The sequence below is a fragment of the Amycolatopsis regifaucium genome (genome assembly GCF_001613935.1).
In the GTDB taxonomy this organism is placed as follows: domain Bacteria; phylum Actinomycetota; class Actinomycetes; order Mycobacteriales; family Pseudonocardiaceae; genus Amycolatopsis; species Amycolatopsis regifaucium.
Map to the genome: position 1 here is coordinate 1 of NZ_LQCI01000002.1, position 14,235 is coordinate 14,235.

The following is a 14,235-nucleotide window of genomic DNA, read 5'->3' on the forward strand; positions in this document are numbered from 1 at the left end:
AATCCCGAACCAGCCCCGAATCCGCTTTCCGCGGCCCTCCAGGCTTCCGGTAGGGATTCCCCTTACGAGCAGAACAGCCGCGATCAAGGCCGCACGGCCTGAGCCTGACGGGCAGCGCCCACACTCAGCACCGGCCCGGTCGGCAGCAAATCGAGCAATCGCATCGACACCGCAACCGCCGCCGATTCGGTATAACCCAGCGCGGCAACGGTCTCCGCATCAGCCAAAGGATATTTCTCCCCCACTTCGGTCACCAGATACATCACACCCAAGGAGGCATTCGGTGCGGGCACATCCCGGGCGAGAACACCCCTGCCCGCCGGAATCGAGACCCGGTCGGCCGTCATACCCGCCTGATGCGTGCCCAGCGGAACCGAGGCCTGCGAAACCTGGTTGTCGGGGAGCAGTTCGGCGACCGTCGCCTGGCCGGCGCCCGCCGATGGATCCTGGCGGACACAGGGTTGCGAACCCGGTGGTGGGGTGACGACCTCGGGAGGAGTCGGTGGCAGCTCGTTGACGATCCCGGCGGTCGCCGAGACGGCCACGCCGGTCAAGGCGTCCGGCGTGACCTGGACCGCTTCGATCGGCCCGTCCGGATAAGCCTGCCGGGTGCTCGGCGCGGTGAGCAGAAGTGCCGCTCCGGTCCGGCTGAGCGCGGCCAAGCCGTCCCGGCGAACGAGATAGTTCTGTTCGGTCCCGATCGCCGGATTGCGCGCTTGGTAGATCTGGCCGATCAGGCTCTGTTTCCCGTCGATCACCGGTCCTGGCTGACCGAGACCGGGTACCGACTGTGCGACGAAGTCCGGGCCCTGGACGATCGTGTTCAGCCACAACGAAGGCACCTCGACGGGCCGCTGGGTGCCGTAGCCGAGCGCGACGGCGACCGAACTGCTCGGGAGCTTGAAGCGCTTACCGCGGGTCACCAGATACAGCTCACCACTCGGTGCCGACACGTAGTAAGCCTGGTTATCGGTGAGCACGGTGCCCGGCCCATGTCCTAAGAGGACGCTCACTACCGAGCTCTGCGTTGTCGCGGAACCGGGGAGCTGCGCGCAGACCGTCCACGTGCCACCGGTCACCTTGTCGGCCGCCGGGAGTGCGTCCGGCGCGCCGGCGATCCCGATGGGCTGGCCGACCGGGGTTCCGGCCAGCGCGTTCGGTGAAACGGAGGTGACCTGACCACCGGACTGGCCCGCCACGAGCCGGGCGGACGAGTAGTTGAGCACCGGGCGAAGCTGACCGGCCAGATAGACGTACCGCGCGCCACTGGTCTCGTCCATCACGATCGCGCCGTCCTGTTTCCACGAGGAGTTGCCGGTCGAGGGCACGAACATGCCGAAGATGCCGAAGACGCCCATCGTCACCGCGGCGAGTACGAAACCGAGCACGGTCCCGGTGGTCATTCGCTTGCTGGGCGACTCCAGCGCGTCCGGCTTGCCGTGTGTCACCGCCGCCGCCAGTCGCCCGACCACGAAGAAGTAGGCCTGAACTTGGTCTTTGCGTGATTTCATCAGCCGGCCAGGTGTCGCATGAAGCTGTAGACGTGCAGGACCTGCAACAGGATCGGCAGTACCGCGATGGCCGTGATCAGTTCGAAGATCTCGACCGTGCGGCCCCAGTAAGGCCGGAACCGTTTACCCGGCAGGCGTTCGCCGCCGAGGAGGAACAATCCGGCAAGGAGGACCAGCGGGACCACGACCACGAAGCGGGTCTCCATCGGCTGCGCCAGCCCGAGATCGGCGGCGACCAGCAGCACGACGACCGCGGCGGGTGCCAGTACCGCCCAGCGCTGGATCATGCCGCTCGGATGGCGGGATCGCAGCACCAGGAGCAGGGCGATGACCAGCGCGAACGTAAGGTGCCAGCCGTCAGCGGCGAGATCGAGCACCGGCAGGAGGACGACCTGCGCCGCCCCCACTCCGACGTGCAGTGCGGTCGAGTAGCCGAAGGTCGCGCTACCGCGATCCACGACCACCTTGTGCGACACCGCGTCTATGTCTTCGTGTAGTTCCTCGGCACCCGTCGGGAGCATCGGCAGGGTCAGCCCGGACAGGCGGAACGCGGTCGTCGGGATGAACAGCGCGAGGATCAGGGAGGTCACCAGGCCGATGGCGGCGGCCTGGGCCGGGTCCGCGGGGGTCACGGAGCCGATCAGGCCGGTGATCAGCAGCACGACGGTGAACAGGATCGCCCCGGCGAACAGTGCCGCGCCGTCCGCGACCACCATGATCCCGACCAGCAGGGCGAGCAGGGCTCCCGCCGCCGCGCCGGTGACGGCCATCATCGCGATCGCGGCCGGATCGAGCAGGAACACCAGGTCCCAGCCCGCCAACGCGGCGAAAGCGACACCGGCCCCGGCCAGGATCACCGCCGGTACGGGTTTGGCCGCGCCACGGGCCACCAGGGCCGCGGCTGCCAGGAGCACCACCGAAAGCCCGGCAGAGAGCAGTACCTGCGCCGCCACGGCGGTGCCGACCAGCAGCAACCAGCAGGCGAGCAGCAGGAGGGCCACGGCACCCAGCCGGAACATCCAGCCGACCCGCGCCGGGGTCAGCGCACCGGGATGCTCCCGCACCTGCTCCGCCACCCCGTCGACCAGGTCGTCGTAGTCGATCGCGGCGAGCTGGTCGGCGCGGGGAAGCAGATGGAGGCTCTCCCCGTCGACCACGCTCAACTGGAGCAAGGTGCGGTCTTCGTCCAGCGCGGCTTCGCCGATCCGCTGAACCACCCAGCCCTCGTGCTCGGCGCCCTGCTCGATCGTCTCGGCGCCGAACTGGGCGAGGATCGCGGGCAGCAGATCAACGAGGGGAACCTCGGCCGGCAGGGCCAGATCCCTTGCCTGTCCGCCGAGGACGAAACGGAGCCTCGCCGAACTCGTCGTGCGATGCTGGGTCTGCTCTTCCATCAGGCACCAGGCCTTCCTTCCAGGTCTAGACCCGTGTCCGGGCCAGACGCTAGCGCCGGACCACGCGGCTGGCGGCCTCGCCGGGCGTTCCTTCCGAGAACGGGGAGGACCACTCACCAAGGACCGCCTACGGCGGGTGAGCCCGACAGCGACCGGGCCATGAAGGCCTCGTTCCTTGCACTAAGCGCAAGAAATGAGGCCATCACGAACTTCAGGCCAGCAAAGCCGCAGGCCACGTGTAGACACTCAAAGAGCACCGACGATCGTCAGGTAGCCCGCCCCGGCCGGTGACCGGTCCACTGGGACGGTCAGTCGCTCTTCTTGCCTTTGGCCTTGTCCTTGTCCGAGGAGTCCGGAACGCTCATGCCGAGCCCATCGAGACCCTCCAGCATCGGTCCCAGCAGCGAGTTCATCATCTCCATGGGGTCGACCTTGCCGCCCGCGACCCCGGCGAAATCGAGGCCGGTCGTCGAACCCGTGCCCATGACCTTCTCGACCTTCGCCAACGCCTCGGTACGGCCCTGTCGCACCGCCTCCACGATCTGATGTGCCAACTGGGCGGGAGGCAGTGAGCGGTACTTCGATCCCTGGAACGACACGTCCGTCAACTCACCGCGTCCGTCGAAGGTCATCAAGAACGAATTGTCCTTCGCCCGGACGGTCGTCGTGCTCTCCTCCCAGATCTTGCTCACCTCCCGCAGCTTCTGCTTCTCCCGCTCCAGATCCGCCAATGCCTGCTCGACACCCAGATCCGCGTTGTCGAATGCCGCCGCCCAATCCGTCATCACACCATTCCTCACTATTCACGACCAGCGCCGACACACCGGCAGCACAGCTCGTCCCCACGACTACCGGAAAAGCCGGTTCGAACCGATCGCGACCTGCGCGCGTGGCCTCTTTTACGGGGATTTCTGCCCTTAATCCTGTTGCCGTCCCCTTCGAACAGCGGAGCCACACCTTGCCCGATCAGGCAACCGGGCACCATGGACGGGCAACTCAGATTGGTTCATTGGCCGGTGGTGCCACGGCGGGACAGATCCAGGCGGCGGGCCTCGTCGCCCGTTCGATCCAGGCCGGGTGCCTCGACTGGCCGAGGTCCCCGAGTTCCTCCGCCTCCCGACGGACTTTTCGAAAAGCGGCGGTCAATCCTCCGGAGGGCACCTTGTCCGATCCTCCCTTTTCGACCTGTCAGTTCGGGCACGATGTCGGACCAGTTCACCTTTCCGATCCCGGTTCCACCGCCGGTCGCGTCGATGATGGCCAAGTGGAAGACATTCTCGACGCCGTTCTCGAGGCGGAGAAACCACTGGTCCTGCTCACCGGGCTCGCCGGCACCGGTCGTACGAACCTGCTCGCGCGGCTGTCCGAACGCTACGAAGCGGATCGAAGGCACGTTTCGGCGATGCGGTTCACCTCGACCGGCGACGTCGCTCCCGCTCGATTCGCCCTTCCAACCGACGAGCTGCGGGGTGAAACGGCCACCAAGCTGCGGGGGCCGATAGCCGGCGAGCCCGCGTGGGCGTCGATCGGCCCGGTCGCCGGTGCGGCCGAAGAACCGGCGGTGGCGCTGCGTGCGGCCCACGCCGCGGCCGCGGCTCTGCGTCGTGCCGGCGACGGCACGGTCCTGCTGCTCGACGATCTGCAGTGGATCGACCGGTCCTCCCTCGCGGTACTCGAAGCGCTGATCCCGATGCTCGACGGCCGTCGCCTGACCTGTGTCGGCGCGCTGCGTGTCCCCGCGAACGGTGCCGCCGCTCGCTACGGCCCCGAGGCGCTGGCCCGGCTCCGTAAGGAGAACCTGATCCTCACCTTGCGCATGCGTCCACTGACCAAGGACCTGCTCATGGACGACCTGAGGAACTCGCTGGAGGCCGCACCCCAACCCGCGCTCGTCGACCACGTACACGCACTGAGCCGCGGCGTGCGCTCCGCGGTGAGCGAGACGGTGGAGGCGCTGCGCCGGCGCGGCGCGATCCGGGTGGTGAACCGGTCCGCGTACTTCGTCCCCGCGATGGCCGCGAAGGATCCGCTTCCGCCCGGCGAATCCGTCGCGACGGTCAGAGCACTCGGTACAGCGGCCTGGGAAACAGCGAAGGCCATGGCTTTCCTGTGCCCGCTCGGAAGTGCGGCACCTCGGCTGGCGGCCACGGTGCTCGGCGTCTCCGAGCAGGACTTGCTCGACCGCCTGGAAACCCTGCGAGCCGCCGGTGTGCTCCATCGCGCGGGCGCGTCGTGGCGCTTCCCCCTCCCCCGCCAAGCCGCCGCGCTGGCCGAGTCCTGCGGACCGTACGAACGCCGGATACTGGCGGAGGCCGCCGTCGAGGCCCTGTGGTCGCACACCGCGGACTGCCCCGACCTGGAGCATCGGACGAACCTCTTGGCCGAAGCCGGCCGGTCCGTGGATCCGGCGCGGGCGTCGGAGGAACTGATCCGCCGCGCCACCGAAGCGGGACCGGACGGTACCGCTTCGGCGCTCCGCTGGCTCGACGCCGCCGCGGAACTCGCCGGCGACCGGGCAGAACGGGCGAAGGTACTCCTGCTGCTCGTCGCCGCCTACCATCGAAATGGCGACTACGAGCAAAGCCTGCGCACGATCCGGCTGGTGCTGGGCGACTTCGCGGATCAGCTGGACCCGGACGCCGTCTTCGAGGCCCATTCGCTGCTGCTTCGCGGCCTCAGTGGCCGGCGCGACACCGAACCGCTGCGCGACATCGCGGACGGTGACCACCGCTTGGCCGGGGATCCCGGCTCACGGGCGCTGATCCGGGCGACCGCGTGCGCCCTGCTCGACCGCTGGGTGGAAGCGGTGCGATGGGCGGACGCCGCCGTCCCGGCGATCCACTCCCGCGGGCCTCAAGCCGTCGTCGCGCGCCTGCTGAGCGCGCTCGGCGGCCTTTGGCAGGGCCGGGCTGAGTTCTTCGAGCGAAGTCTCCTGGAACGGCGGGATTGGCCGCTGCGCGATGTCGCGCCCTACCGCGTCGAGCTGGTCGACACGCATCTCACCGGTTTGCTCTTGAACGGCGAACTCGACCGAGCCGACAACCTGCTGGCCGACGAGGAGCTGTCTTGGGAGGAGGTCGGGCCGGCCAACCGGACGACGGCCGCGGTCCTGCGCGGTGACTTCCGGACCGCGACCGAGCTGGCCTGCCGAAGTGTGGCGTACCGATCGGCTCCCGGTTTCACCGCCGCCACGACCGGGATGTTCGCCGCGACGGTCTCCGCCCTCGTCTGCCAGGGACGGCTCACGACCGCACGCGAACTGGCGACCGCGGCCGGCGAGAGCACGCCGGTCCTCGCCCAGCTGATGGACTTCACCGAAGCCCTGATCGATCGCGCGCTCGGCGATCCGCGGAGGGCGGCCGATCGGCTCACCACCGCGTTGAGCGTCGCCCGGGAACGCGGCCTGGTTGTCGGCTGTGACACCGCCGGCGCGGAACTGGCGGATCTGGCCCTCGACCTCGACGACCCGCGGACCGCGGAGAGCTGTCTGGTGGACATCGAGCGGCTGGCGGCCGCCTTGCCAACAGGCCGGGCGGTCCTGCTCGCCTCGTTCGTGCGCGCTGCGGTCACCAAGAACGCGGACGCGGCGGCGGAATGCCTGCGGATGGCCCATGAACGCGGTCAGCCGTTCGAGTTGTCGGTCCTCATCGCGCGTCTGGTCAAACACGGGGTGGCCGATCCCGCCCTGCTCAGCGAAGCCTACGAACTGATGGGCGGACTCGGCGCGCTCATGCACCGTGCGAAGACCCGCACGCTGATGCAGAAGCACGGCATCGTCGTGCCCGGGCGCCGGAACACGGTGGAGGAGAACGAGCGACTGCTGGCGACACTGGCCGCCGAAGGCCTCAGCAACAAGCAGATCGCCGCGGCGCTGATCACCAGCGAAAAGAGCGTCGAGGGCCGGCTGAGCCGGTTGTTCACCCGGAGTGGTTACCGCTCCCGCATCGAACTGTCGACCGCGATCGCCACCGGCGAACTCCGGCTCTGACCGGGAAGGACGCTTGAAGCGGTCAGGCGTCTTCGCTCTGGGCGGCGGCGCGGATCGCGTCCGCGAGCACCCGCATCGACGCGGGTGAGCCGGGGTTCAACAGCACGTCCACGCCCCGAGAGGGTAACGCTTCGGCCAGCTCCTCGACGGTGACGTCCAGCCAGCGAAGGTCGTCACCGACACGCTCACGGTGGCCATGGGAGGTGGTCACCTGAACCGACGGCACCCCGTCCGGCGCCGGCTTGATCACCGCGACGCCTTCGTCGTCCGTGGCTATACCGAGCATCGTGTCCCGGAGCACGACGGGAAACTGGTCCGCGACGTCCTGGCCGTCGGCGAGCGCGCGGAGCACCGCGTCCACAGGATCCAACGGAGAGCCGGGAGTGCTGGGCCGATAGTCGGGATTCGGATGGAAGCGGCTCGGATCGCCCGCCTCGTCGACGACCCACGCGCCCAAGACCACCTGCGGCGGCAGTTCCCGCTGCTCTTCACTCATCCTGAACTCAGGGTCGAGCAGTAGCAGCAGCCTGCTGCCGGGAGCTTCTCCGGCAGCGGTCTCCCCGGGCTGTTCGCTCATGGTCTCCCCTTCCGAACGCGATCACCCTGTGCTCGTTCTTTTCCTCAGCCGGTCCGGAAGTGGGATTCCGCCGAACATTTCGCACGGACAGAATACTCACCGCCACGGTGGAGATCGCCCGATTCAGCAACGCCGAATGCGCGATCGGGCAAGTGCGCTGACCGAAGGAACCGACTGGGCAAGGACGGCCGCCCCCCACCGAGGGATAAGGCAAAAATGGCGTCGCGCGATGTTCGCCTTACCCCTCAACACTCACGGCCCGGTTACTGGAGGCGACCTTCGAGATCTCAGCCGGAAACGAGACGGTGAAGCTCGAATTCGAAATCGATCCAAAGGAATTCCTCACCGCGGGGCACCATGGCGTGGCTACAGTCCAACAAGTGCTTCAGGTCTTCCGCGCCGACCGTGAAGGTGGCCGCACCGTCCGGGGTCTTCAGATCGATCTGCACGCCTTCGGGATCGGAGACCGACGGACCGATCCGGACGTCGCCCTCCCCCGTGGGCTCGAGCAGACCGGCCGCGAGGAGTTCACGGGAGAACAGCCAGTCGATCTCGTTCGGGGTGCCACGCAGGAAGCGGGCTTTGATCGCGAAGGGATCGCTGGTGTCATAGCGGAGTTCGACTTCGACGAGCGTGTCATCGACATTCGGGAGCGCGCGCACGAAGACCACATCGTGACTGTGCGCCACGTGCTTGATCGAGACGTTCTCGGACGTTGATGGGATCATCTCGTTGTTCATGGTCCCAGTGTTGACGCCGAGACTTCATTTCCCCTAAACACGCCGGTCCCGGCCACGAAACCGCCGATCGGGTACCGGCTCATCGCGCTGAGCCACCCGCGACGATCAGTCGCTGACCCAGCCGTGCGACAACGCCAACGCGATGAAACCCTGCCGGATCTCGACGATCTGCTGACCGGTCAGCATCGGCGCGCCGAGCAACAGCACTTCGGTGACCTCCTCGCGCAGATCCTGGGCGGTGAGTACGTCATGGTCGCCATGGCGGACGGACGGTCCTCGGTCGGCCCGGGCCGGAACTTCCTGAGTACCGCGATCGAGCAGCGTGACGTCCGACGCCTTCAGCCCGCGGGGACCTTCCTCTGTGGTGAACTGGACCTGTACCCCCGCCGCGAGCAGCCGCTTGTCGAAGGTCAGATCGTTCACATGCAGGAAGACATCTTCGTCGCCGCTGTCCGGCGCCACGAAGCCGTAACCCCGCAGCTCGTCGTAGCGGATCACTTTGCCGGTCATCAGCATGGATTGTCTCCCTGGACTTTCTTCCGCGGTGTCAGGCCGGTGGTTTCCCAGCACGCCGAGCCGAATACCGCACCGACCCTATCGCCCGGGTCGGCGTCGTCGTCGCGGTCAGGGTGCCCCGGCCGAGAACAAAGGCGTTTCCGACCGGAACTGTGCCCGAAATTCTCTGGATACGTCAGGACGGCCCCAGCTTCCGGACATGGTCCATCGGACAGTCACCGGTCGCGACCAACGCGATGATCGGCGTCGACAGGCCACTGTCGACATAGGACTGGATTCGTGCACGGCAGTGTTCCGGACCGCCGTGCACGACGAGGTCGTCCACGACCTCGTCGGGGATCACCTCCATAGCCTTGCGGCGATCACCTCGGGACCAGGCTTCGTGCATCGGCGCGAGGGCCTCGCCGCGGCCGAGCCATTCGTGGAAAGCGGCGTAGACGGGCACTGTCAGGTAGCCGGTGATGAGCCTGCGGGCAAGCCTGCGCGCCAGGGCCTTGTCCGGGGTGGGACAGACGAAGACGCGGGCCGCCAGTTCGATGTCCTGTCCGACCTCTTTGCGAATCCGGGGTACATCGCCGGGCGCGAGCCAATTGGTGATCGCGCAGTCGGCCTCCCGCGCGGCCAGCCTCAGCATCTCCGGTCGCAACGCGGCGAGCGCCAGCTCCGGTGGTGGATCGACCGGATGCTCCAGGCGGAAGTCCCTGACCGAGAAGGTCTCGTAATCCTCGCTCACTCTTTCGCCCGCCAAGGCCGTCCGCAAGAACCGCAGGGTGTCCCGGACCCGGCGGAGCGGGGTCGCGTATTCCGTCGCGTTCCACTTCCGCACGATCACCGGCGACGACGCGCCGATGCCCAGGACGAAACGGCCCGGCGCGAGCCCGGCCAGCGTGGCCGCGTTCATCGCCAGCAGGGCGGGGCCGCGGGTGTACACCTGAGCGACGGCGGTACCGAGCCGTAGTCCCGGCGCCCATTGGGAGGCCAGCGCCAACGGCGTGAAGGCGTCGGTACCCGCCTTTTCGGAGGTCCAGAGGTCGGTGTACCCGAGATCCGGCAGTTCTTCGACGATCTCCCGATGTCGTGCGAGAGGTACTCCGGGCAACGGGATGGTGATACCCCACCGGTCCATGTGCTCTCCTCGGGTAACGCCGTCCTCAGGACTTGCCGGCGCGCTTGCTCGCCTGCGGCCGCCAGATCGGGTACAGCGACGGACCGCCCTCGAGGGTGATCGCCTCACCGAGGCGGATCTGTCCGAGGCGCTCGTACAGAGCGAGATTGCGCAGGCAGCTGGCTTCGCCGTAAACGCCGGCGTCCGCGCCGTCGGCGAGGGCGAACTGGGCCATCTTGAGCCTGGTACCGAGTCCCTTGCCCTGCTGCCCGGGAACGGCCGAGAGGTAGGTTCCGTAGAGATGTGGCGGCAGGTTTCGCGGGTGATTGTCGTTGAGCAGGTTCATGAAGGCGACCGCTCGCTCCGCCTGATCGTCCAACTCCTTTTCCAGTCGCGCCAGGACATCGGCATGGTCTTGCGCGGTTGGCAGGACGGAGGGTGGATAGAACAAGGAGGCCGCGCTGAAGTCTTCGATCTGCAGGGCCAGGCCGCCACCCGCGAACGTCGATTCCACGATCACGGTGAAGAAGCGCCGGTTGGCTTCGGCCCGGCGTTCCGGGTCCGGGAAGATCCACGAGAAGACAGGGTCATCGAAGAAGGCCTGAGCGTAAACGTCGACCAGGGTGTCTACCCGGTCCTCGGCGACACGGCTGATTGTGGGCAAGGTGAACGATCCTCTCGGTCGGGAAACGAGTTCGGCCGGTCATCACCCGGCGGGACGCGCTCGCTGTGCCACCGCGTGCCGGGCGACGTCGGCGTGGGTGGTGAACCAGACACCGGGGCGGGCCGCGATGTACGCCAGTAACTCGCGCAACACCTTGATCCGGGACCGGTGTCCGATGATGTGCGGGTGGAGGGCCAGGGTGAACAGGCCACCCTCGGCGTAGGCCGCGTCGAACTCGTCCTGCCAGATTCGCAGGACTTCGTGCGGCGCGAGTACCTGCTTTCCCAAGGCGTCGTCAGGAAAGTACGGAGCGTCGTCGCGGATCCAGGAGACCGGAACCTCCGTCACCCCCGTCGCTTCATCGCGGTGCAGGAGCTCGTACGGCTGGTCGTCTGCCATGAGCGAGGAGTCGTACTCGAGACCCAGTTCCCGGATGATCGGCAGCGTGTGCGCGGTGAAGTCCCAATACGGGGTGCGTAAACCGACCGGACGGGCTCCGGCGGCGACTTCCATCGCCTCCGCGCTGCGCAGGGCCAGCTCCCGTTCCTGTCCGGCCGTCAGATCCCCGCATTTTTCGTGGATCCACCCGTGGAGACCGATCTCGTGTCCGTCCGCCCGCACCGCGGCGAGGCCCGCGGGATCGAGCTCGGTGGACACCACGGGATAGAAGAAGGTGGCGGGAACGGAGTGCCGTCGAAGGGTTTCGAGAACCCGGGGCAAGCCGACACGGGCACCGTACTGGCCCTGGGAAAGAAGACCGGGCCCGTCCATACCCCGGGACAGGACAAGGGTCTCGTTGTCGACGTCGACCGAGATCGCGACGGCCACGGTGGCGTTCCGAGGCCAGGCCCCGAGCTCCAGCGCGTTCGAGGCACCGACCTCGGCCACCATGGACCGCCACCGCGTTTCCGGCCATTCCCAGGGAGCGGATTGCGCGTTCGACATCATCCAGCCCTTTCTCGCTCAAGTGGCCGAGTCGCCGACCGTGCATGTGCTTTCCGGTGCCGATTTTTCTTCGGCAGACCGGAACTTACTCACCGTTGATAGATCTTGACGTGGATAAGCGCGACGGGCGAGCTTTCGTCCATCCCCTTTGCCCCGGATCTCCTCGACGAGGGCCGGCTTGTCGTCGGCCGTCGGTGCCGACTCCGCTCCCACGATGTCATGAATTTCGGCGAAAGATGCACATTGGGGCACTTCATCGCCCTTGCCCCGGCTTCGCTTTTCGACCGGCGTCAGAATGACGGGTGACCGGCGACCCTTCGGGAGCGATGATGACCCACCCGTTCACCCCTGAGCTTCACGGCATGCTGCTCCGCACCGCCGGCTGGCTGCCCGACGACACCCTCACCCATGCCCGCGGCATGCTGGCGGAGCACCGATGCGGTGACGTCGCCCGGCTGTTGGTCTTCGCGGGCAGGCGGACGACACTGCCGCTGACCGAGGACGACCTCGATGTGCTGGGTGAGCTGCTCCAGGCCGAGGGCGGCGACCCCAGTTCACTGGCCAATGTGGAACTCACCCCCGACGACATTCCGCCGCCGTGGCGATTTTCGGTGGAATGGGGTGAGTCCGGCGAGGGCGGGCAAAGCGAGGACACGAACAACGCGATGCTGATCTCCGCGCTCGCCGAACAGGACCTGCTCGCCACCGCGATCGGCGAACCCGGCCTGCGCGGCCTGTGGAGCGTCGTACGCAGCCCCATCGACGACGCGCCTTACCCGCCCCCTCGCGTGGTGTATGTGGCCGAGGTCGACGACGAGCACGAAGAGGCCTCGGCACCGGCCGAACTGGCAGGACGATTCCAGGAGAGCCTGATCGCCGCCGGCGAACGGGACCCGCAGGTCGAGGTGATCCCGCTCGGAACCGGCGGCGGCCTTCGCTATCAGCGTGCCGCGCAAGAGAACGGCAGGCTGCTCTGGGCCGCCGACACCGACTCCGAGGTCCAGGTGGCCAGGGTCTTCGACAAGGTCGACCCTGAAGCGGGGCCCATGTTCGATCCCGACCGGCCGAAGATCACCGACGATGGCGAGCGGGAGAGGATCTGCGAGTATCTCGAGTCGGGCACGTTGCTGCTCGTCACTTCGGTGCTGATGGACGACATCGTCGAACCCGAACGCGGGGCGATGGTGCCGACGAATTTCTACACCGACGGATCCTGGGTGTGGACCGACTCGATCACCTACTACCTTCGGGAGCACCACCTGACCCCGGATCCCGAATTCGTGGCCTATATCAACGACATCGACGGTTCGCCGCCGATTCCGGACACCGTGGCCCTCGGCCGGGTCATGAAGGCACTGACCCCGTCGGCCGACGGTGAACCCGCGTGGACCGGTTCCTGAAAATGCCGGGCCGTCGCGTCGGCGACCACGCCCGTATATAGAGATTTCATGAAGTCGCCGCGCACAGAATGGAAGCCGAGCATTCCGAAGGGATGCGGTGACGACTACAGGATCGTGAGCAGAATGGCGGGTTCCATGGGAACGGTCTCTTCCGGAGCGACGGTCAAGGTGATGGACGGAGTATCTCCCAAACTGCTCGCGGCCGCCCAGTTCTACAAGGCCAATTTCGCCTGGGATGTCGAAATTCAGGGGAACTCGCTGCTACTGTGCCTCTCCGGTGGCATGGCGGCGGTCTCCGTGCCGTTCCGGGGCGGCGAACACCTTTTCGCCGCGACCGCCGCTTTGCCTCGTGGCCCGATGTTGCTGGTGCCCGGTGCTCCGTTCCGAGCGTTCGCGCTCGTCGAATCGGACGACTGCGTGGTCTCGGACGAGGAGCTGCCCAAAGGCGTGCTGTTCCACCGTTCCCCCACCAAGGCCTTGCTGCCGCCGACGGTCACCTCACGCGGCGCCGTGCAGTGGCTGCGCGAACCGTCGCCGAAGGACCGTTGGCTGCCCGTGGCCTCCGGGGTCATCGCCGCGCTTTCCCGGCCGCAGTGGCGGTCACACCGATATCCCCTCATTCGGGCGGCACGCGGCGAGTTCAGCTGATCGCTCCGGACCGGAGCGCCAGCATGACCATTCGCGACCGGTCGCCGGTGTGCAGCTTCCTGGAAATCCGGGCGAGATGTCCTTTGACCGTGTTCACGGACAAGGCGAGCTCGATACCGATCTCCCGATTCGACTTCCCGTCCGCCACCAGGGAAAGAATCTCGAGCTCGCGCTCGGACAGGCCCCGCACTGACTCGTCCAGGATGGCCCGGCCCGCGGGCGGCGCGGGCTCGAACCTGTCGACCAGGTAGCCGACCGCGTTCGCGGCGAAAGCGGCGGTCGCCGGTGCCGGATCCTCCCCGGACGCGATCACGATCACACGTTTCCGGCCCTGCCGACGCAGACCGCTGACCAGGTCGGCCACTTCGCGCGGAGCCTGGCGAGTGTGCAACAGGACGAGGTCGTAGCTCTCCGACCCGGGTAGACTGTGTGGCGCGTTGACTTCGGTGACCGTCTCGGCGCCCATGACCTTGAGCCTGCCCGCCAGATTCCGGCGTCTGCCCGGATGCGGACCCACCAGCAGTGCCCGGAACCCGTCCAGGACCGGCAAGCTCGGCTGCCCGACGAGTTCATGATGCCCGTTCTCGACGTCGGCACGGGCCGCCGTTTCCGCGTTCTGTTCGCTCATTCTTCTGTCGAAGCTTATTTGAGGTTCGATGACTGTCAAGCGAGCTGCCTGAATCCAGGAGAGAAGTGCCCGATGTTACTTTTCACCTTCGCGGTGAAGTACATGATGGCCCCCTTCCT

13 protein-coding genes are annotated in these 14,235 nt (G+C 67.3%); 3 read left to right on the plus strand and 10 right to left on the minus strand.

Going from position 1 to position 14,235, the window contains the following annotated elements; genetic code table 11:
• Positions 1-83: 83 nt before the first annotated feature.
• From eccB to AVL48_RS01295, 3 genes are all read right to left on the minus strand, one after another.
• On the minus strand, positions 84-1,511 hold the full coding sequence (gene eccB, locus AVL48_RS01285; protein WP_061988664.1) for a type VII secretion protein EccB: 1,428 nt from the start codon (positions 1,509-1,511) through the stop codon (positions 84-86).
• Positions 1,511-2,905, minus strand: coding sequence for a type VII secretion integral membrane protein EccD (gene eccD / locus AVL48_RS01290; protein WP_061988663.1), 1,395 nt, complete (start codon positions 2,903-2,905; stop codon positions 1,511-1,513). Before eccD ends, eccB begins: the two co-directional genes overlap by 1 nt.
• A gap of 308 nt (positions 2,906-3,213) precedes the next feature.
• Complete coding sequence (locus AVL48_RS01295; RefSeq protein ID WP_061988661.1) at positions 3,214-3,690, minus strand: YbaB/EbfC family nucleoid-associated protein; 477 nt, start codon at positions 3,688-3,690, stop codon at positions 3,214-3,216.
• Positions 3,691-4,169: 479 nt separating this feature from the next.
• Here AVL48_RS01295 and AVL48_RS01300 point away from each other — a divergent pair, with 479 nt between their 5' ends.
• On the plus strand, positions 4,170-6,893 hold the full coding sequence (locus AVL48_RS01300; protein ID WP_061988659.1) for an ATP-binding protein: 2,724 nt from the start codon (positions 4,170-4,172) through the stop codon (positions 6,891-6,893).
• A 22-nt stretch (positions 6,894-6,915) separates the two neighbouring features.
• Here AVL48_RS01300 and AVL48_RS01305 read toward each other — a convergent pair whose 3' ends face one another.
• The 6 genes from AVL48_RS01305 to AVL48_RS01330 form a co-directional block, all read right to left on the minus strand.
• Positions 6,916-7,470: a type VII secretion system-associated protein gene (locus AVL48_RS01305; protein ID WP_061988657.1), complete on the minus strand. Its 555-nt coding sequence runs from the start codon at positions 7,468-7,470 to the stop codon at positions 6,916-6,918.
• A gap of 287 nt (positions 7,471-7,757) precedes the next feature.
• Positions 7,758-8,210, minus strand: coding sequence for an SsgA family sporulation/cell division regulator (locus AVL48_RS01310; protein WP_061988655.1), 453 nt, complete (start codon positions 8,208-8,210; stop codon positions 7,758-7,760).
• Between the two features lie 105 nt (positions 8,211-8,315).
• On the minus strand, positions 8,316-8,726 hold the full coding sequence (locus AVL48_RS01315) for a cold shock domain-containing protein (protein WP_061988653.1): 411 nt from the start codon (positions 8,724-8,726) through the stop codon (positions 8,316-8,318).
• A gap of 175 nt (positions 8,727-8,901) precedes the next feature.
• Positions 8,902-9,852: an LLM class F420-dependent oxidoreductase gene (locus AVL48_RS01320; RefSeq protein WP_061988652.1), complete on the minus strand. Its 951-nt coding sequence runs from the start codon at positions 9,850-9,852 to the stop codon at positions 8,902-8,904.
• A gap of 25 nt (positions 9,853-9,877) precedes the next feature.
• Complete coding sequence (locus AVL48_RS01325; protein ID WP_061988650.1) at positions 9,878-10,495, minus strand: GNAT family protein; 618 nt, start codon at positions 10,493-10,495, stop codon at positions 9,878-9,880.
• Between the two features lie 42 nt (positions 10,496-10,537).
• Complete coding sequence (locus AVL48_RS01330; RefSeq protein WP_244162606.1) at positions 10,538-11,386, minus strand: polysaccharide deacetylase family protein; 849 nt, start codon at positions 11,384-11,386, stop codon at positions 10,538-10,540.
• 416 nt (positions 11,387-11,802) lie between these two features.
• On the opposite strand from AVL48_RS01330, the gene AVL48_RS01335 reads away from it, so the two are divergent.
• On the plus strand, positions 11,803-12,840 hold the full coding sequence (locus AVL48_RS01335; protein ID WP_248846466.1) for a hypothetical protein: 1,038 nt from the start codon (positions 11,803-11,805) through the stop codon (positions 12,838-12,840).
• A 171-nt stretch (positions 12,841-13,011) separates the two neighbouring features.
• Positions 13,012-13,488, plus strand: a complete 477-nt coding sequence (locus AVL48_RS01340) for a hypothetical protein (RefSeq protein ID WP_244162605.1) — start codon at positions 13,012-13,014, stop codon at positions 13,486-13,488.
• On the opposite strand, the gene AVL48_RS01345 is transcribed toward AVL48_RS01340, so the two are convergent.
• The gene (locus AVL48_RS01345) at positions 13,481-14,116 is read right to left on the minus strand and encodes a helix-turn-helix transcriptional regulator (RefSeq protein ID WP_082857507.1); all 636 of its coding nucleotides are present in this window, start codon (positions 14,114-14,116) and stop codon (positions 13,481-13,483) included. The genes AVL48_RS01340 and AVL48_RS01345 overlap by 8 nt on opposite strands.
• Between the last annotated feature and the right edge of the window lie 119 nt (positions 14,117-14,235).